The sequence below is a fragment of the Megasphaera sueciensis genome (assembly GCF_050219315.1).
GTDB classification, from domain to species: domain Bacteria; phylum Bacillota; class Negativicutes; order Veillonellales; family Megasphaeraceae; genus Megasphaera_A; species Megasphaera_A sueciensis.
In genome coordinates, this window is the sequence record NZ_CP116939.1 from 514,318 (window position 1) to 534,328 (window position 20,011).

At 40.4% G+C, this 20,011-nt stretch carries 15 protein-coding genes; 14 read left to right on the plus strand and 1 reads right to left on the minus strand.

The window, feature by feature from the left end:
• Positions 1–99: 99 nt before the first annotated feature.
• The 10 genes from NXG62_RS02560 to sufU all read left to right on the plus strand — a co-directional run bounded on the left by NXG62_RS02560 (position 100) and on the right by sufU (position 12,198).
• Entirely contained in the window at positions 100–1,329 is a 1,230-nt protein-coding gene (locus NXG62_RS02560; RefSeq protein ID WP_427113435.1) for an NAD(P)-dependent malic enzyme, read from the plus strand.
• Positions 1,330–1,528: 199 nt separating this feature from the next.
• Positions 1,529–3,196 carry an ATP-dependent nuclease gene (locus NXG62_RS02565; protein WP_427113436.1) on the plus strand — a complete coding sequence of 556 codons (1,668 nt, stop codon included), beginning with the start codon at positions 1,529–1,531 and terminating at the stop codon, positions 3,194–3,196.
• Between the two features lie 37 nt (positions 3,197–3,233).
• The gene (locus tag NXG62_RS02570; RefSeq protein ID WP_427113437.1) at positions 3,234–5,366 is read left to right on the plus strand and encodes a DNA topoisomerase 3; all 2,133 of its coding nucleotides are present in this window, start codon (positions 3,234–3,236) and stop codon (positions 5,364–5,366) included.
• Positions 5,367–5,486: 120 nt separating this feature from the next.
• Entirely contained in the window at positions 5,487–6,008 is a 522-nt protein-coding gene (gene dcd / locus NXG62_RS02575; RefSeq protein WP_322351634.1) for a dCTP deaminase, read from the plus strand.
• Between the two features lie 60 nt (positions 6,009–6,068).
• Complete coding sequence (locus NXG62_RS02580) at positions 6,069–7,058, plus strand: P1 family peptidase (protein ID WP_427113438.1); 990 nt, start codon at positions 6,069–6,071, stop codon at positions 7,056–7,058.
• Between the two features lie 197 nt (positions 7,059–7,255).
• The gene (sufC, locus tag NXG62_RS02585) at positions 7,256–8,002 is read left to right on the plus strand and encodes a Fe-S cluster assembly ATPase SufC (RefSeq protein WP_427113439.1); all 747 of its coding nucleotides are present in this window, start codon (positions 7,256–7,258) and stop codon (positions 8,000–8,002) included.
• Positions 8,003–8,013: 11 nt separating this feature from the next.
• Positions 8,014–9,426, plus strand: a complete 1,413-nt coding sequence (sufB, locus tag NXG62_RS02590; protein WP_427113440.1) for a Fe-S cluster assembly protein SufB — start codon at positions 8,014–8,016, stop codon at positions 9,424–9,426.
• Between the two features lie 12 nt (positions 9,427–9,438).
• Positions 9,439–10,563 (plus strand): SufB/SufD family protein, encoded by a 1,125-nt coding sequence (locus tag NXG62_RS02595; protein ID WP_427113441.1) that lies wholly within the window; start codon positions 9,439–9,441, stop codon positions 10,561–10,563.
• On the plus strand, positions 10,526–11,746 hold the full coding sequence (locus NXG62_RS02600; RefSeq protein WP_427113442.1) for an aminotransferase class V-fold PLP-dependent enzyme: 1,221 nt from the start codon (positions 10,526–10,528) through the stop codon (positions 11,744–11,746). The genes NXG62_RS02595 and NXG62_RS02600 overlap by 38 nt, the downstream gene beginning before the upstream one ends.
• A gap of 11 nt (positions 11,747–11,757) precedes the next feature.
• Positions 11,758–12,198 carry a Fe-S cluster assembly sulfur transfer protein SufU gene (sufU, locus tag NXG62_RS02605; protein ID WP_427113443.1) on the plus strand — a complete coding sequence of 147 codons (441 nt, stop codon included), beginning with the start codon at positions 11,758–11,760 and terminating at the stop codon, positions 12,196–12,198.
• A 142-nt stretch (positions 12,199–12,340) separates the two neighbouring features.
• On the opposite strand, the gene lgt is transcribed toward sufU, so the two are convergent.
• Positions 12,341–13,132, minus strand: coding sequence for a prolipoprotein diacylglyceryl transferase (lgt, locus tag NXG62_RS02610; protein ID WP_427113444.1), 792 nt, complete (start codon positions 13,130–13,132; stop codon positions 12,341–12,343).
• Positions 13,133–13,232: 100 nt separating this feature from the next.
• Between lgt and NXG62_RS02615 the strand changes: the two genes are divergently transcribed.
• The 4 genes from NXG62_RS02615 (at position 13,233) to NXG62_RS02630 (ending at position 19,987) form a co-directional block, all read left to right on the plus strand.
• Positions 13,233–14,765 carry a glycosyl hydrolase family 18 protein gene (locus NXG62_RS02615; RefSeq protein WP_427113445.1) on the plus strand — a complete coding sequence of 511 codons (1,533 nt, stop codon included), beginning with the start codon at positions 13,233–13,235 and terminating at the stop codon, positions 14,763–14,765.
• Between the two features lie 378 nt (positions 14,766–15,143).
• Positions 15,144–17,618 carry a leucine--tRNA ligase gene (gene leuS, locus NXG62_RS02620; protein WP_427113446.1) on the plus strand — a complete coding sequence of 825 codons (2,475 nt, stop codon included), beginning with the start codon at positions 15,144–15,146 and terminating at the stop codon, positions 17,616–17,618.
• A gap of 90 nt (positions 17,619–17,708) precedes the next feature.
• Entirely contained in the window at positions 17,709–18,323 is a 615-nt protein-coding gene (locus NXG62_RS02625) for an NUDIX hydrolase (RefSeq protein ID WP_427113447.1), read from the plus strand.
• Positions 18,324–18,847: 524 nt separating this feature from the next.
• On the plus strand, positions 18,848–19,987 hold the full coding sequence (locus tag NXG62_RS02630) for an acyl-CoA dehydrogenase (protein ID WP_427113448.1): 1,140 nt from the start codon (positions 18,848–18,850) through the stop codon (positions 19,985–19,987).
• The last annotated feature ends 24 nt before the right edge of the window (positions 19,988–20,011 follow it).

Consider the following 20,011-nt stretch of genomic DNA (forward strand, 5'->3'; position numbering starts at 1 on the left):
AGTTGCATTTCTGCATAATATGTGATACAACTAATATCATTCCATGGAAATATAGTAATCGTGCTTGGAATGTAAGACGAATGAAAAGAGGGGTTTTCTTTGCATAATAACAACGATGATGATGCATTAATGCTGCATAAAAAATTAGCGGGTAAATTAACCATAGGCAGCAAAGTAGCAGCCAATTCAAAAAAGTCGTTATCCTTGCTGTATACACCGGGGGTAGCAGCACCTTGTCTGAAAATTGCTGAAGATGAAACGCGGTCTTATGAATATACTGGACGCGGGAATTATGTTGCCGTAGTTACGGATGGCAGTGCTGTTCTTGGATTGGGGAATATTGGACCGCAGGCTGGCATGCCAGTCATGGAAGGAAAATGTCTTCTTTTTAGTGAATTTTCCGGAATAAATGCGGTTCCTCTTTGTATTGGCACGCAGGATGTAGAGGAAATTATTCGATTTGTACAACTTCTGGAACCATCCTTTGGCGGCATCAATTTAGAAGATATTAGCGGTCCTCGTTGTTTTGAAATTGAAAGAAGGTTACGGGATACTATGCATATTCCCGTATTTCATGATGATCAGCATGGAACCGCGATTATTGTGCTGGCAGGTATTATTAATGCGTTGAAGTTTGTGAATAAGTCGGCAGCGGCGGCAAAAGTTGTTATTAATGGCGGGGGTGCCGCTGGTCTTAGTATCGCCAACTTGCTTTTAGAATATGGGATAAAAGATATTATCATTTGTGATATTCATGGGGCCATTTGTGCAGGTGATGCAGATAGTAATCCGGCTCAGGAAAAAATGGCTGAAAAAACCAATATTCGTCATGAACACGGAGATTTAGCACATATCTTAAAGGGAAAGGATGTTTTTATCGGCGTTTCAAAGGGGGGGATCGTATCCCCGGCGATGATACGGTCCATGGCAGACAATGGGATTTGTTTTGCTATGGCAAATCCTATTCCTGAGATTTATCCGCAGGAAGCGAAAGCAGCGGGAGCACGTGTGGTCGGATCGGGTCGTTCAGATTTTCCCAATCAGGTGAACAATGTACTTGTATTTCCCGGTGTATTTCGCGGTGCACTGGATTGTCGTGCTGCGGATATCAGTGAAAAAATGAAATTGGCCGCGGCAAAAGCGATTGCAGCGGTTGCAGAGAAAGATGGGTTACGTGAAGATTATATTCTGCCGGATGCCTTTGACAGCAGAGTAACAATAGATGTTGCGGCAGCGGTTGCAAAGGCAGCGACGCAGGAGGGTATTGCTGGTATGCCGATGACGGTTGCAGAAGAAATGGAGAAGGCAAAGTCTTTTATGAGAAAATAAGATAGATAGCTGCAGCTGTATTCTCTTTAGTGAGTAAGAGGATACGGCTGTCTTTCTGTATGGCTGCCGGATTCATTATGGTACCATATGTAATGGTAATAGAAAAATAAAAATAACCTGTTCATTTAAAAAAAATGAATTTACTATTTTGTGTCGAATAATATATACATAAGAATCCTGATTGAAAGTGGGTGATAATGTGTATATAAAGTATATGCGTTTACAGAATTACCGTTTATTTAAAGATGTAGAACTGAACTTTCATGAAAGAGCAAATTATCTCGTGGGAGAAAATAATATTGGCAAGAGCAGTTTTTTGCGGTTGTTATCGCTGATAAGTTCCGGTTTCGGCATTTTAGAACATGACTATGCTGATACAAATCTTCCGATTGTGATTATTGTTGAAATATGTTTGTTGGATGATGCATCAGAACATTTTTCTGATAGTAAAGAAGGGGTGCCGGCACAGGTGCGCTTGCGTATGGAAAAACGAGTAGATGAAATCTTTCCGCGCCTGTACAATGATGCAGATAATTCACAACTGCCGCTTGATTTAATTCGACGTATCCGATATATTTATCATTCAGAAACGCGAAACGACGACTATCTTGTTTCTGACGAAATATATAATTTGTTAAAAAATAATATACTTAAAAGCGGACAAATCGAGGAATTCAGGCCTTCCCCCGATATGGCTCAATTCATTCAACAACAGGAACGGTATAGTGAATATGACACTTCTTTTTATATGAACGTATTGGTGCTGTCTAAATTGTTAAGCCGTCAGGATCGGCCCAGAGCGGATAATTTGAAATTTATATCTCTTGTAGCCTTAAAGATTTTATCTCACATATATGTAATGTATCATAGTAAAGCCGTTCCTTTTGAACATACGATCATTGTAGACAGCAGGGGAAAACGATTCTTGTCTATATTTGTGGCAATAGATGAACCGGAAATACATTTGCATCCCTATATGCAGCGATCTATTTTGACATATTATAAACAATTGTTGCAGAATGAAGATCCGGCTTTTTGCGGCATTCTGAAATCATTGTTTAATATAGATGGACTGCGTGGACAATTGTTTATTGTTACACATTCGACAGATTCACTGGTTGATGATTATCGTAATATCATTCGCTTTTACAGAAATAAAGGTGGTTGTGTTCAGGCTGCCTGCGGTGTAAATTTTCACTTCAATGAAGAAATAGAAAAACATCTGATTATGCATTTCCCGGAAGTTAAAGAAGCGTTGTACTCGCGCAGCGTTATTATTGTTGAAGGGGAAACGGAATATGGATGCTTTCAGCTTTTTGGTACGACATTGGACTTGCGTTTTGATTATTATGGTATTTGTCTTATCAATGCGCGTGGGGAAAGCTCTATATCTAAAATCAAAAAATTACTGCAGTATTTTAGAATACCTACGGTTGCACTTTATGATGCCGATGTAAAAGGCAGCCGTGAGGCGGAAAAAAATGTTTTCTTTACAGACGAAATTTGTTTTGAAATGGATCTTGTAAAAGCGATGATTGATAAGGGCAAGCGACGGAGTTTAGATCATATTATTTATACCGCGGGCGGGGTCCATGGCAAAGCAACGGCGGATATGCTTAAAAAGGCTTGCCGTAAGCTGGACATTAATTACCATAATTATCCGCCGAGGATGCTGGAAAATGTAAATCCCCGCAATGTAGAAACAATGTATGTGTATTATTTTGCTTGGTTGTATAGTAATAAAGGGGTTATTTTAGGCCGCCTTATTGGGCAATCTCTTACAAAACAAGAAATACCGCCTTCTTTTACCCGGGTAATTAAAGTTGCCGGACAATTAGCTAAAGTTGATTCGAATCAAGAGTGTTGAATATAGTCTATGTATTGAGAAATAGGAGTTGCGTACGTTGCGTATCTTTATTGCAGAGAAACCGAGTATGGCTCGGGAATTAGCCAAATGTCTGCCACCGCCGCAGCACAAGAAAAAAGGATTTATTGAAACCGGAGACGGTATTGTTACTTGGGCTTACGGTCATGTATTGCAGCAGGCAGAACCACAGGATTATGATATAAAGTATAAAACATGGAAAGCGGAAGATTTGCCGATTGTGCCGGAAGAATGGAAACTGCTGGTCAGCCCGGACAGTAAAGAACAATTTCAAACGATTTGCAATCTGATTACTCAAGCGGACAGCATTATTAATGCAGGAGATCCGGATAGAGAAGGTCAGCTTTTAATTGATGAAATATTGGATTATGTAGGGAACACCAAACCGGTACAACGGATTCTTTTGAATGCGCTTGATGAAAAGAGCATTAAGGAATCTTTGGCGGATCTGCGGAATAATTCCGATTTTCTCCACTTGAAAGAATCCGCACTGGCTCGCAGCCGTGCGGACTGGCTCATTGGGATGAATTTATCACGGGCATATACATTGGCCGCACGACGGCAGGGCCATCGCGTTGTTTTTCCTATCGGCAGAGTCAAAACTCCGACATTGGCACTGGTTGTGCGACGCCAGCGGGAACTGGATCATTTTGTTCCTGTCGAGTATTTTATTGTAAAGGCTGTGTTTATTCATGCCAACGGAAGGATTACTGCGCAGTGGCAGCCGAAGGATACGCAAACAGGGATGGATTCTGAGGGACATGTTATTGAAGAAAAAGCAGCGCAGGCACTTATTGATCGGTTACATAATAACCCATCAGGAGTCATTCAAGAACGAAAAAAAACAAAAAAGAAGGAAGCGCAGCGCCTTCCCTTATCATTGTCCTCACTGCAGGTTTTAGCAGGCAAACGCTATGGATATGATCCGCAGCAGGTACTGGATGCAGCACAGCAGCTTTATGAACGAAAACTTACGACATATCCTCGCTCTGATTGTGAATATCTGCCATGTAATCAATGGAAAGATCGTTCTTCTATTATACGTAACTTACAAAGCAACCATGCTGGAAAATTGTCAGAGTGGGCTGAAAAGGCTGATCTTTCTATTAAAAGCAGGGCATGGAACGATAGTAAAATCACGGCGCATCATGCCATTATTCCCACGACGGTTTTTTGTGATTTTTCTAAATTGACATCACTGCAGCAGCATATTTATTATCTTATTGCGCAGGCATACATTGCACAATTTTATCCGTTGTATGAATATGACCAGACTCGCATACTCGTTGCAGCGGCATCAGAAACGTTTGTGGCTCACGGAAAAGCAATTACTGTATCGGGATGGAAAGAACTATATACATCTGATAAGAATGACGCCGAGGAGGAAGAGAGCGATGATGGATTGCCTGTTGTAAAAAAAGGTGATGTTGTTGACTACAAAGAAGGGCATGTGGATAAGAAAACGACAAAGCCGCCGCCACGCTTTACACCATCCACACTGCTGGCGGCAATGAAGGAAATTTATAAATATGTTAAAGATGATTCTTTAAAGAAAAAACTAAAAGAGGTGCAGGGAATCGGCACAGAAGCAACACGGGCTACTATTATTGATGAATTGATAAAACGAAAATTCTTAGTAGAAGAAGGCAAGAAAAGATATTTAAAACCGACAGATAACGCATATCTGCTTGTAGATGCGTTACCTGATGAAATGGTATATCCCGATGAAACTGCTGTTTGGGAAGATCGGTTATATAAAATGAGTGAAGGTAAAGAGCAGCTTGCCTCATTTCTGCAGGATCAAATTACATTTTTAGAAAAACTTGTTGCAAGAGCTAGAGACGTAAAAATTGTTAGTAATGATACGAATAAAGATCAAAAAATATGTCCGCAATGCGGCGCTGCCATGGTGTTGCGGCATGGTAAATATGGTGATTTTTTCGGCTGTACCATGTACCCGCAATGCCGCTATACAGAACAAGTGACAGCTCCCTTACAAGAAGCAGAAAAAAAATATAAATGTCCTCGCTGTCATAATGGGTATTTTATTTGCCGCACGAGTTCCTATGGCCGCTATTGGGTATGCAGCGAACCTGATTGCAATACGACTTGCAGTGATGTAGAGGGAAAACCGAGTATATTTGCAAAATAGTTATCAGTAAGATAGTGGCCCCTGGAGAAGAGATGCTGAAAATAATAAGGGAAAAACCATGACAAGTATCGGTTTTTTGTATATAATAAAGTGATAGACTAAATCACGAGGTGACAGGGTATGATATTGTCCGGCAGGGAAATTGTTAAACATATAGGTGAAAAAATCATTATTGAACCATTTGATCCTAAACGAGTTAATCCTAACAGCTATAACTTGTCCTTATATAATCATCTTATGGTTTATGATCATCAAGAATTAGATATGGCACATCCTAATTCCGCTTCTGATATTATTATTCCCAAAAGCGGCTATGTGCTGCAGCCTAATACGTTGTATTTAGGAAGAACAAACGAATATACAAAGACAAATGGATATATTCCCATGTTGGAAGGGCGTTCTTCCGTTGGGAGATTGGGAGTATTTATTCACGTAACGGCTGGGTTCGGAGATGTTGGATTTGCTGGATATTGGACACTGGAGATTTTTTGTGTACAGCCTATCCGCATATATCCGGATGTGGAAATTTGTCAAATATATTATCATGATATTGATGGCGAATATGACACTTATAAATCTGGCAAGTATCAAAATAATCATGGCATTCAGACGAGTATGCTTTATAAGGATTTTCAAAAATAATCAATACGAGGAGCATATCTATGTTAAGATATGCTCCTTTGTGCAGAAGGGGATAGCATAATGAAAGAAATAAAAATCCAAGATATGAAAAATTTTCGAATAGGCAACAGCGAAAATAGCCAAGCCGGAACTGGGTGTACGGTTATTATATGTCCTGAGGGTGCTCCCTGCGGTATTGATGTCCGGGGCGGCGGTCCGGCCAGCCGGGAAACAGAATTACTTAAGCCTGTTGCATCCTGCGATAAAATACATGCCATCGTTTTATGCGGAGGGAGTGCGTTTGGCCTTAATGCGGCAGGCGGTGTCATGAAGTATCTTGAAGAGAATGACGTTGGTTTTGAAACAAGATATGGCAAAGTACCTCTTGTATGTGCGTCTTCTATATTTGATTTAGGTTGTGGTGACAGCACGATACGACCTGATGAAAAAATGGGATATGCCGCTTGTCTGGCGGCAGAACAAAACAATATACAGGAGGGAAATCATGGAGCCGGGACGGGCGCAACCGTTGGAAAGCTCTGGGGCGCTGCCTACATGATGAAGTCTGGGCTTGGCATATATGCGGCAGAAGCCAAAGGACTTCAAGTTGCGGCTGTTGTTGCTGTTAATGCTGTGGGGGATGTATTGGATCGGAGCCGCAATTGCATTCTGGCAGGAATGCTTAATAAGGATAAAAACGGGTTTGCCTGTTCGGAACAAGTTCTGATAGATGATAGAGATACACCGAATCTTTTTTCTCAGAGGGCGCAGGCGCATGCAACGAATACTACTATTGCAGCAATTATTACAAATGCAGCTTTTGATAAGACGGCGATGAATAAAATTGCCGCTATGGCGGGTAATGGCATGGTACGTGCTATTTCACCGGTTAATACAATGGCTGACGGGGATTCCGTGTATGCTGTATCTGTGGGGACTGTGACAGCAGATATCAATATTACCGGAACCTTAGCTGCGTATGTTTTGGAAAAAGCCGTTGTCCGTGCTGTATTATCGGCAGATTCTGCATATGGAATTCCGGCAGTGAAAGATTTGCAATGGAAGAAATAACGCGGGTATAATTTTATTGTTCGGTAGATGTTTTTAAAAACTATTTGTTTCTTTTGAAGCAAATAGTTTTTTTTATAAAAACATCACTAAAAAAGTTGACATTCATACAGCATTGGAGTAATCTATGTATGATAAATGTATAGCAATTTTGTCCATTTTTAAAATGTAGTAATAAATAACTAGTAGGAGTGATTACAGTGAGTGAATTACTGAGAGTAGAGGACCTGAAAGTTGCTGTTGAAGGCAAAGAAATCCTCAAAGGACTCGACTTAACAATTAATACAGGAGAAACACATGTTATTATGGGGACAAACGGGGCTGGAAAATCAACATTGTTTAACGCCGTGATGGGAAATCCTCAATATGCAGTTACAGCCGGCCGTATATTTTTTGAAGGCAGGGATATAACCGATTTACCTGTTAACGAACGGGCTAAAGCCGGTATTTTTATGGCGTTTCAATCCCCTATAGCAGTTCAGGGGATTTCTGTAGAAAACTTTATCCGCAATGCTAAAAGTACTGTTTCCGGTGAACCACAGCGAATTATGCCGTTTCGCAAAAAAATGCATAAACAGATGGAAAATCTTATGATGGATCGTTCCTACGGAGATCGATATGTTAATGATGGATTTTCCGGCGGGGAACGCAAAAAAACAGAAATTTTGCAAATGTGTATGTTAGAACCTAAATTGGCTATGTTGGACGAAATTGACTCAGGCCTTGATGTGGATGCTGTCCGGATAGTCTCCGAAACTGTTTCTGAGTATCATAATGAAAGTAATGCTATTCTTGTTATTACACATCACAGCGAAATATTGCAAAAACTGATTCCTGACTACGTTCACATCCTCATCAATGGACGTATTGTCAAAACCGGCAATGCCAAACTTATTCAGGAAATTGAAGCTAATGGCTATGATGCCTTTAAAGAACAAGCCAAGTAGGGGGTGTTAATATGGCTGATGCAAAAAGTAAAATTGATGCCTTGTCCAATTTTGGCAACGTCTATAATTTTAAAAAGGACTTTACATATTCCTATAAAACCGAAGCAGGATTGACTCCGGAAATTGTTAAGGAAATATCAGATAAAAAACATGAACCGGAATGGATGCTGCGTTTTCGGCTGAAATCCTTGGAAACTTTTTATAAATTGGATTATCCTGATTGGGCGCCGGATATCAGCGGGCTTGATATGGATAATATTGTTACCTATGTACGTCCTAATGCACAGATGAAAGGGAATTGGAACGAAGTTCCTGATGACATTAAGGATACGTTTGACAGACTGGGGATTCCTGAAGCTGAAAAAACTTCATTAGCTGGAGTTGGGGCACAATATGATTCTGAAGTGGTCTATCACAGTATTCAAGAAGACTTAGTCAAACAAGGAGTTATTTATACGGATTTTGATACGGCTCTTAGTAAATATGAAGACATTGTAAAAGCACATTTTATGAAACTCGTTCCCCCGACCGATCATAAATTTGCGGCTCTTCATGGTGCGGTATGGTCTGGAGGATCCTATGTGTTTGTACCCAAAGGAGTGCAGGTATCTATCCCATTGCAGAGTTATTTTCGTCTGAATGCTCCTGGAGCAGGGCAATTTGAACATACGATGATTATCGTTGAAGACGGAGCCAAAGTTCATTTTATTGAAGGCTGTTCGGCGCCTAAATACAATGTGGCGAATCTTCATGCTGGATGTGTAGAACTTTTTATAGGTGATAATGCGGAATTGACGTATTCAACCATTGAAAACTGGTCTAAAAACATGTATAACTTAAATACTAAACGAGCCATTGTAGGTAAAAACGGGCGCATTAACTGGGTGACTGGTTCTTTTGGTTCGCATACATCCTGCTTATATCCTATGAGTATTTTACAAGGAGAAGGGGCCCACTGTGAATTTACCGGAGTTACGTTCGCAGGCAAAGGGCAATATCTTGATACGGGTTCCAAAGTAGTACATAATGCACCTCATACGACTAGCAATATTAATTCGAAATCTATATCTAAAAGCGGCGGTGTCTGTATTTATCGAGGCAGCGTTGTTATCAATGAAAAAGCAGAAGGAGCAAAGGCCAATGTCAGTTGTGAATCACTGATGCTGGACGAAATTTCGCAATCTGATACGATACCGGCGATTGTTGTAAAAAATGATAACATAGATTTGGGGCATGAAGCTAAAATAGGACGCATATCCGATGAAGCTATTTTTTATCTGATGAGCCGAGGATTAAGTGAAGAGGATGCACGTGCCATGTTGGTCAGAGGTTTTGTTGAACCTGTTTCTAAAGCATTACCGCTGGAGTATGCTGTAGAAATGAATAATCTTATTAATCTGGAACTTAAAGGTTCATTAAAATAGGGAGGCATTAGTATGATAAAAGAACAATATAACCAACTCCCGCGAACCACGTTCCGCTGGATGAAGGTCAATCATTTGGAGTTAGCGCCCCAGAAGATAATCCCGGCTGTACACATGCAGCCTCAGGAACATCATACCGGTGATGTAGTAGTGCGGTTTTACGATGGAGATAGCACTTTACCGCTGGGAGACTTTGCGGGCGCCAATGCAGAGGCTTTATCACAGGCGCTGCATCATAGTACGACGGGGTGTTGTATAGAGATTGCCCCCCGTGCAACGGGGGCTGTTTGGCTTACCTATACACTGAGTGAAGAAATTCCGCAGATTGTTGCTCAGCTCCAAATTAAAGCCGGACCCGGCAGTGATGTGTCGATATATCTGACGTTTGAAGGTGACGCTGAACAGGGAAACGTTAACTTTCTGAATTACGTAGAAGCTGGCGAAGCCGCTAAAGTAAAAATTAGTAAAATTCAGCTTCACGGTAAGCATGTACGGCATATAGAGCACCGTTATGCAAAAACAGAAAAACAAAGTTTCGTTGAGTATGTAAGTGCGGAAATTGGCAGCCGTGAAACTATTGTTTACTATAAAACGGATCTTTTAAAAGAAAGCGGAAAATTTCATAGCAATACTATGTACATGGGAAATGATAAACAAATATTTGATTTTTCCTATTGGGTTCCGCAACAGGGGGAACAGACGGAAACGGATATTCTTACAACGGGTTCGCTGATGGGCAGTGCGAAAAAATATTTTCGCGGTACTATAGACTTTCTGCGCGGTGGGAAGAAAGCAGTTGGTTCTGAATCCGATGTATGCCTTTTGCTGAGTCCGGGAGCACATTCTATTTCGATTCCGCTTCTTCTTTGCAAAGAAGATGATGTTGTTGGGAATCATGCTTCCAGTGCGGGTCAAATTGATCAAGATAAGCTTTTTTATCTGATGAGCCGTGGATTTAGTGAAAATGGTGCACAGCTGATTATTGTTGAGTCTAATATTAGACCGGTCATTGATAAACTGGGTGATCCGGATATGGAAAATAAAGTGTTGCAGGCTGTTCGCGAAAAAATGCAGTACTGCCATAAGAAAGGTGATTGCCATGTTAAATGTTCGAAAAGATTTCCCCATATTGACTAAAGTCCATAACGGACATCAGATTGTTTATTTTGATAATGCGGCTACGACACAAAAGCCTAGACAAGTAATCGATGCCATTGTTGATTTATTGGAGCACCATAATGGCAATCCGCATCGTGGGGCACATATTTTGAGTGTTGAAGCATCTCAACTGTATGATGATGCGCGTATGGCTGTACAAAAATTCATTAATGCAGCACATAGCGAAGAAATTGTTTTTGTCCGCAATGCTACCGAAGCACTTAATATTATCGCCAGAAGCTATGGTGAAACCCATTTGCATGAAGGAGACAAAATTGTCATTCCGATTTCCGAACATCACGCTAATTTAGTTACATGGCAGCGTGTTGCCAGAGTAACAGGCGCAAAACTTGTCTATATGTATCTTGATAAAACAGGGCATTTTACGGAAGCTGATTTGGCTAAAATCGACAGTAAAACAAAAATCGTTGCCTTTGCGGCTGTCAGCAACGTATTAGGTATGAAAACACCCATTGAAAAAATTATTAACAAAGCACATGCTGCAGGAGCGGTAGTGGTACTTGACGGAGCACAGGCGGCACCGCATATGAAGAGCGATGTCCAGAAATGGGACTGCGATTTTTATGTTTTTTCTGGTCATAAAATGCTGGGTTCTGCCGGAACCGGCGTGCTTTATGGAAAACGTGATTTATTAAATGATATGGAACCTTTCCTTTTGGGCGGTGATATGATAGAATACGTTCAAGAACAGACTACGACTTTCAATGTACTGCCATTTAAATTTGAAGCGGGAACAGAAAATGTAGAAGGGGCCGTTGCCTTGCATGCCGCAATTGATTATTTGGAACAGATAGGATTTGATGCCATCGAAAAACAGGAACACGAATTAGTAACTTGTGCTCTCCAAGGATTGAAACAAATTCCCTATGTTCACATTATCGGCAGTACCGACGCCGAGGAAAAAACAGGGGTTATTTCCTTTACTATTGAAGGGGTTCATCCCCACGATGCGGCAACTATCCTTGACAGCTATGGAATTGCGATTCGTTCTGGACATCATTGTGCACAGCCTTTTGGCAGTTATATCGGAGCAGAAGCATCAAATCGTATCAGTTTTTACATTTACAATACTGTTGAAGAAGTTGATTATTTTCTTGATAAATTAAAACTTGTTCGTAAAACAATGGGCTTTAAAGACTAGGAGTGGCAGATATGGAAGACATGAATCAGTTGTATTCTGATATTATTTTGGAACATAACCAAAACCAACTCAATAAACATGAACTCAATCCATATAATTTGGAAGAACGAGGGCATAATCCCAGTTGTGGCGATGATATTACGCTGCGTGCCGAGATCGAAGACGACATTGTGAAGGATGCTGCGTATACGGGACATGGATGTGCTATCAGCCAAGCTTCGGCCGATATGATGATTGATATTATAAAAGGGAAAACAGTGGATGAAGCGTTGCGTCTTGTTGATTTGTTTCTCGATATGATTAAACGGGAAATTACGGACGATGAAAAATTAGAAGATTTGGAAGATGCGATTGCCCTTAAAAATATTTCCAATATGCCTGCTCGGGTAAAATGTGCAGTTCTTGCGTGGCATACATTAAAAGAAGCTATTGCAAACAGGAATGAACGATAAATGTGGAATATAACAAGAAAATGGTGTATGTGTTGATTTTAAGATAGAAAAAGAACAGGGATCCGGATAAAATGAAATCCGGATCCCTGTTCTTTTTTGATAGGTATTCAAAGCTATTCGGCGGATCATTAAAAATAGACACTTATTGTCCTTTATCTTTTACATCCGTTTTGCCATAAAACTGAAGATATACAAATATAGCAGTAGCTATGATAAATGCGATTACACTGGTCATTTGAGCTGATTTTAAACCTATGATGAGGTTTACGTAATCTCCCCGTAAAAATTCCAGGAAAAAACGTTCTACAGCATACAACATAATGTAAAGACAAAAAACCTGTCCTTTTTTGTGCGGAAAGCTGCTGTAGAAAAGCAAGGCTACAAAGACTAAAACATCAAGTTGTCCTTCCCAGATTTCTGCCGGCCATAAGGGCTGATTTCCATATGTATGATATGCAAGTGTTGTGTCTGGATATAATAAGCCGAAACTTTTTCCTGTGGGATGTCCAAAGGCATCTCCGTTCATGAGATTGGCCATGCGGCCGATGGACTGCCCCAGTATAATAGCAGGCGCCAGAAGGTCGGCAAAAGCCCAAGTATCGATATGATGATATCTGGTATATATGATGCCGGCTATGGCTCCGAACAGGAGACCTCCCTGTATTGCCATGCCGCCCTGCCAGACATACGGAATCTCTGCAATATGATTATGATAATACGTCCAGTCGAAAAAGAAAACATCCCATAGACGTCCGCCTATAATACCTGCAAGACCGCAGTACATGGTAAAATCAAATATATGTACATGCCAGCCGCGTCCGTCACGTTTCATAATATAATACGCAACGACGCCTGCCGACAGGATTCCAAGCATGAATAAAAGGCCGTAGGAACGAATAGGAAAAGATCCGATATAAAACAAATATTGATGCATATGTTTCCTCCTTTGTGTTATAATAACATAATGTATATATTATACCGTATTTATGTAAAATTACCAGACAGAAAATATTTATATAGTAGGAGAATGTGTAATGATTCACTGGAAGTCTAAAAAAAATCTTATATTTTTGGTTCCTTTATTTTTGATAGTAAGTGGCACGGTAATACTGCCGCAGAACATTTTTGCCAAGACAGTTAGTGTAAAAGAGACAAAGAAAACAGATCCTGTCTTTAATGTACCCACTGTCAATAATCCGATTCAATCTATCGATATTCAAAAATTAAAAATTGTGGAAGAACAAGGACGGTGGCTTGTATCAGGTGATTCCCTGTCACAATATGGTATTCAGGAGATTTCAGGAAAACCGGGATATTTTCTCGTGCGCCTGCCTAAGCCAAAACAGAATATACCCGATACGTTGTGGCAGAATCCAAATGTAGAACTTCTCTTTCCGGGCAGTAAAGGAAAGAAAGATTACACCGTAAGTATTCAGCATATTCGCCGCCCTTTAGGTATTAGTTATGTTTTGCAGCCAAAAGGAAAAGAATTGCAGCCGCCATTGACACCTGTCACGGTAATTCCGGAATTGAAAAATCAGGAATCAACAGCAATAATTAATAAAAAGGGAAAATTGGATATTGCCATTCTATGGGATCCTATAATGAAAGAAAAAGACAATATTCCTGAAATAAACGCCAAACAACGTGTTATTTCTCCCACGGCATTCAGACTTACAACATCAGGGATAGAACTGCGCAATCCGGATTTAGATACACTGGTTGCGGCATATCGTGATAAAGAATATGATGTATGGCCGTTGGTGGATAATCATTTTGATCCTCAATTTACACATCAATTGCTTATGGACGACAATCTGAAGAAACGAGTAATAAAACAACTCATAGGATATGCGTTGCTATATAACCTGAATGGTTATAATCTTGATTTTGAGAATATAAACTATGAAGATCGTGACCGTTTGACCGCTTTTGTCCGTGATATTGTTCAAGCGGGACATGCCTACGGACTTACTATTTCTATGGACGTGACGGCTATCTCCGATAATCCCAATTGGTCTCAGGTTTATGACCGAGCTTCCTTGGCTAAACAACTGGATTATGTAGTACTGATGGCCTATGATCAATTCGGCAGAGCCAGTACCGTTGCCGGACCTAATGCATCGTACCCATGGGTCGAAGCCAGTGTAAGAAAAATAATAACTGTCGTTCCGCCGAATAAACTGATTCTCGGTATGCCTTTATATATGCGCACCTGGTACGAAACCAATGATCCAGGAACACTTCCTTCCGATATGAAGACTTGGTCGCAGCGACCGGCACAGGTCCGTGTTTCTTTTCCGCGTTCCCTTGATGTCAGAACGTTGACGATGTCGGACAGCCAAAAGCTGTTTGTCCGTTTTAAAAAAGATATACGCTGGGATGAAAATTTGAAATTATATTATATGGAATTGCCGATTGCGGAAGGGCAAATTAAAATATGGTTTGAAGATGAAAAGTCTTTGCAATATAAATATTTGCTGTTATCTTCCTATCATCTGGCAGGAGCCGCTTTTTGGCGCAAAGGGTTTGAAACGAAAGATTTTTGGCAGGGCTTTCCCCTATAAATTGGAAAATGAAAATATTTCATGCTTTTATACTTTACAAAAAAGTGATAGCGTAGTAGAATATGTAACATCTATAAGGTAAGCAATGATTGGGAATGATAAACAACAGCGTTTCAGAGAGCCGGCGATGGTGGAAATCCGGTACACCGGAAGTTTATTTACTCACCCGGGAGCTTCTTATACTGAAAAACAGTAAGTATAAGCGTTTGATGGGCGTTAACCGTAAGACGGAATATATTTCGTCGTAATGAGAGCCAATTAGGGTGGTACAGCGATCATACGCCCCTAACGATGCATTGCAGGCATTGTTAGGGGCTTTTCTTTTTGTGATAGATACCATGTATAGGTTTGATTTGTATGTATAGGAGGCATGTGTTAATGATGGAAAAGTATATCCCACAGGAAATTGAAAAAAAATGGCAAAAAAAATGGCTGGATGAAAAGGTGGACTGTTGTCCGGATGATAATGGAAAACCGCCGTATTATGTCTTGGAAATGTTTCCGTATCCATCGGGAAACCTTCACATGGGGCATGTACGCAATTATTCTATTGGGGATGTTATTGCCAGATATAAACGGATGACGGGGTTCAATGTTTTGCATCCAATGGGATGGGATTCGTTCGGGATGCCTGCGGAAAATGCTGCTATCAAAAACAATATTCCGCCGGCGGTGTGGACACTGGATAACATATCCAATATGAAACGCCAGCAGCAAGCATTAGGACTTTCCTATGATTGGGACCGGGAAGCAACAACTTGTAAAGAGGATTATTATAAATGGAATCAATGGCTTTTTGAATTGTTTTATAAAAAAGGCCTTGTATACAGAAAAAAAGCGAAGGTAAACTGGTGTGAAAACTGTAATACTGTTTTGGCAAATGAACAAGTTATCGATGGTAAGTGCTGGCGCTGTGATTCCGATGTTGTAAAAAAAGACCTGAAACAATGGTTCATAAAAATCACGGATTATGCGGATCGTCTGCTGCAGGATTTGAATAAGCTGGATGGCTGGCCGGAACGTGTAAAGACGATGCAAAAAAATTGGATTGGACGCAGCGAAGGGGCTGAATTTGATTTTATTATTCCAGAAATAGACAAAAAAATATCAATGTTCTCTACACGGGTAGATACTATTTTTGGTGTAACATATATTGTATTGGCTCCAGAACATCCGTATGTGGTGGAATTGATTAAAGGCAAGAAAAATGAAACAGAACTTCGGAATTTTATCACACGTATGAAAAATATGAATGATATGGACCGTACTTCGGACGATGTCGAAAAAGAAGGCATGTTTACTGGTTCGTATGCTGTAAATCCTGTTAATAATGAAAAAGTACCTATTTGGATTGCCAATTACGTTTTGATTGATTATGGTACAGGCGCAGTTATGGGCGTTCCGGGCCATGATGAACGTGACTGGGAGTTTGCTAAAAAATATCATTTGCCGATTCGGCTGGTAGTTCAGAATAGAGAAGAAACATTAGATTTGGATACAATGGAAACAGCATACCATGATCCTGGGATTTTGGTTCATTCCGGTGCTTTTAACGGGTTGACTGATGAAGAAGGACGTAAAGCTATTACGAAATGGCTGGTGGAACATAAATTGGGCCATGGCACAGTAAATTATAAACTGCGAGATTGGCTTATTTCCCGTCAACGGTACTGGGGAACACCCATTCCGGTTATTTATTGTGATACCTGCGGAGAACAGCTTGTTCCTGAAGACCAGTTGCCGATTACGCTGCCTACGGATGTTAAATTTACGGCGGGAGCTGTGTCCCCGTTGGCAACAAGCGAACATTTTGTTCATTGCACTTGTCCGAAATGCGGGGGTCCGGCCCGGCGCGAAACGGATACTATGGATACATTTTTTGATTCTTCATGGTATTATTTACGATATACGGATGCAAAAAATAATCAAGCTGCCTTCGATTCGAAAAAAGCCAATCATTGGATGGCCGTTGATCAATATATTGGCGGCATTGAACATGCTATCCTGCATTTGCTCTATTCCCGCTTCTTTATGAAAGTGTTGTACGATGCCGGGTTGGTGGAAGACGATGAACCATTTACCCGCCTATTAACACAAGGAATGGTCCTGATGGATGGCAGTAAAATGTCAAAATCCAAAGGAAATGTTGTGTCTCCGGAAGAAATTGTACAAAAATACGGAGCGGATACGGCACGATTGTTTATCTTGTTTGCCGCACCGCCGGAACGTGATTTGGAATGGTCTGATCAAGGAGTGGAAGGGTCTTTCCGTTTTCTAAATCGTGTATGGCGCATTTTTGGACAATACATGGAATTAATGAAACAAGGAACTCCTACCGCTCAAGAGTATACAGAAGATGAAAAAGAACTTCGTTTTGTAGAACATACCTCTATTGGAAAGGTTACAGAAGGCGTTACTGGTAAATATAACTTTAATACAGCGATTAGTTCTATTATGGAAATGGTCAATGCGATGTATGCATATGCAGGTAAGCATCAGACAATCCGGAAGGATTTAGCTCTGGAGGTAAATAAAAATCTGTTATTGCTTCTGGCTCCGTTTACGCCGCATATCACAGAAGAATTATGGCATGATGCAGGATTTGAAGGGAGTGTTCATGAAGCAGCCTGGCCGGAAGTGGATGCTTCGGCTTTGGTTGTCGATGAAATTCAAATACCTATACAAATTAATGGTAAAGTTCGCGAACGTATTACAATACCTGTCGATGTTACGAGTGAAGAAATGAGAGAAAAAGTGTTAGCAATGCCTCGTGTAAAAGAATGTATAGATGGCAGGACGATTATTAAATATATTGTTATTCCGCAAAAAATTATTAATATCGTTGTAAAATAAGTAAAAAAAGATACTCATGTAAAAATGAGTATCTTTTTTTACATTCATTTGCTATCATAAATAGATATAGAGGTAAAGGAGAACATAGGAATGAATACTGAAAAATGGAGCAATATAAAGGTAAAACAGTCACCTGTGCTGCGTAATAAACAATGTGCAGTGTTAGTTCCGCTTATTGAAAATAAGGGGAATCTTGGTGTTTTGTTTGAAGTTCGCAGCAGCAAGCTTAGCTGGCAGCCGGGCGATATTTGTTTTCCTGGAGGCGGCAGAGAAAATACAGATATTTCTTTTGAACATACGGCAGTCCGGGAGACAATGGAAGAATTAGGGACATCAAAAAATCAAATTCAGATGCTCGGGAGACTGGATTATGTCGAGTCTCCCGTCGGGGTAACCGTATGGCCTTTTGTTGGGATAATAGAAGCCGGCTGTATTACTATAAGCAAGCAGGAAGTAGAGGAAATTTTTATTGTGCCTGTACAATGGTTTCTCGCCCACGATCCGGAACGTTTCTGCATGGAAATTGCCACAAGACCGGCATCTGGATTTCCGGATGTCATTGCCAAGCAATTATCTTGGCAGTGGCGTAAACGCTCTTCGTATGATATTTACATGTATCAATATGAGAATAAAACAATTTGGGGAATTACAGCGCATATCGTTAAAAATTTTATTAGCCAATATCGCCGCATAGAAATGCTATAGTATTTCTACTATGCTATTTAGTCATAAATAAATTATTTGTTATATTGTTTTTTTATAATAAAAAAAGTATTGTTGTTTGTTATATTGTGTTACTTATTGCACAATATAATTTCTAAGAAGTAGCTATAATACTAGCATTTCTATTATTTTATGCAGATAAAGTTCGTAGAATGTTTTGGATAAGCCAGATGAAAAAGTATGTTTCAAGGAACAAAAAAGATTACATATGATAATAAATTTTAATGGGTTAGCTATGAGAAAAAAAAATAATAATATTGACTCAAGTGTTGCTTTTTCTATTGATTTAATTTGTGAAAAGTTGTACAATTCAGATGTGGGAGATTAGAACAATCGTGTATATGCCGTGTGCATGTATCGTTGTCTAATTGTGGTTATCATAGCTGCTACAGGCTTTCGAAAACACCTGCAAAAGTTAGTTAACAGCGGCAATAACTATATCTTTTTACAATGCTTTTTAGTTTAAACTAAATAGTAAAAACATTCTAAAGGAGAGTGGAAGAATCATGGATTTTAACATGACGGAAGATCAACAAATGTTTGTAAAATTGGCTAAAGACTTTGGTGAAAAAAGATTAGCCCCGACTATTACCGAACGTGACCATCAAGGTATTTTTGATGAAGCAATCATCAAAGAAATGCTCGAAATGGGTTTGGGCGGCACATATTTCCCAGAAGAATACGGCGGAGCTGGTGCCGATGTATTGAGCTACATCATGACGGTAGAAGAACTGGCCAAATATGATGCAGGCGTCAGCATTACGTTGTCCGGAACCGTATCCTTGTGTGCAAATCCGATTTTTGAATACGGGACAGAAGAACAGAAGAAAAAATTCTTAACTCCGCTTTGTGAAGGCTCGAAACTGGGTGCGTTCGGCTTAACAGAACCGAATGCCGGCACCGATGCTTCCGGCCAGCAGACCGTTGCAGTAAAAGAAGGCGACCATTATATTTTGAATGGTTCCAAAATCTTTATCACCAACGCAGGCGCAGCTGATATCTATATTGTATTCGCTATGACGGATAAGAGCCAGGGCAACCATGGTATTACGGCATTCATTCTGGAAAAAGGGATGGAAGGCTTTACCTTTGGCAAGAAAGAAGACAAACTCGGGATCCACACGTCTCAGACGATGGAACTCGTATTCCAAAATGTAAAAGTTCCTGCTGAAAATATGCTCGGTCAGGAAGGGAAAGGCTTTAAGATTGCTATGCAGACCTTGGACGGCGGCCGTATCGGGGTAGCCGCACAGGCATTGGGAATCGCGGAAGCCGCTTTGAAAGACGCTGTTGAATATTCCAAACAACGTGTACAGTTCGGCAAACCGATCTGCAAATTCCAAGCTATTTCCTTCAAACTGGCAGATATGGCAATGAAGATCGAAGCCGCGAGAAACCTGGTATACAAAGCAGCGATGAAGAAACAGGAAAAGAAACCGTATTCCGTGGATGCTGCGATGGCAAAATGCTATGCTTCGGATGTAGCTATGGAAGTTGCGGTTGACGCCGTGCAGATTTTCGGCGGCTACGGCTACAGCGAAGAATATCCCGTTGCCCGTCATCTGCGTGATGCAAAGATTACACAGATATATGAAGGCACGAACGAAGTACAGCGCATGGTTACTTCGGGTGCGTTATTGCGGTAATTGGCATGACAAAGCAGGTTTGAT

What these genes read in the sequence shown, in the direction of transcription:
- lgt (WP_427113444.1), bottom strand. Translation starts at nt 13,132, where the DNA reads ATGCATCAATATTTGTTTTATATCGGATCTTTTCCTATTCGTTCCTAC.
- NXG62_RS02600 (WP_427113442.1), top strand. Translation starts at nt 10,526, where the DNA reads ATGTTAAATGTTCGAAAAGATTTCCCCATATTGACTAAAGTCCATAAC.
- NXG62_RS02580 (WP_427113438.1), top strand. Translation starts at nt 6,069, where the DNA reads ATGAAAGAAATAAAAATCCAAGATATGAAAAATTTTCGAATAGGCAAC.
- sufU (WP_427113443.1), top strand. Translation starts at nt 11,758, where the DNA reads ATGGAAGACATGAATCAGTTGTATTCTGATATTATTTTGGAACATAAC.
- NXG62_RS02595 (WP_427113441.1), top strand. Translation starts at nt 9,439, where the DNA reads ATGATAAAAGAACAATATAACCAACTCCCGCGAACCACGTTCCGCTGG.
- NXG62_RS02615 (WP_427113445.1), top strand. Translation starts at nt 13,233, where the DNA reads ATGATTCACTGGAAGTCTAAAAAAAATCTTATATTTTTGGTTCCTTTA.
- leuS (WP_427113446.1), top strand. Translation starts at nt 15,144, where the DNA reads ATGATGGAAAAGTATATCCCACAGGAAATTGAAAAAAAATGGCAAAAA.
- sufB (WP_427113440.1), top strand. Translation starts at nt 8,014, where the DNA reads ATGGCTGATGCAAAAAGTAAAATTGATGCCTTGTCCAATTTTGGCAAC.
- NXG62_RS02625 (WP_427113447.1), top strand. Translation starts at nt 17,709, where the DNA reads ATGAATACTGAAAAATGGAGCAATATAAAGGTAAAACAGTCACCTGTG.
- dcd (WP_322351634.1), top strand. Translation starts at nt 5,487, where the DNA reads ATGATATTGTCCGGCAGGGAAATTGTTAAACATATAGGTGAAAAAATC.
- NXG62_RS02630 (WP_427113448.1), top strand. Translation starts at nt 18,848, where the DNA reads ATGGATTTTAACATGACGGAAGATCAACAAATGTTTGTAAAATTGGCT.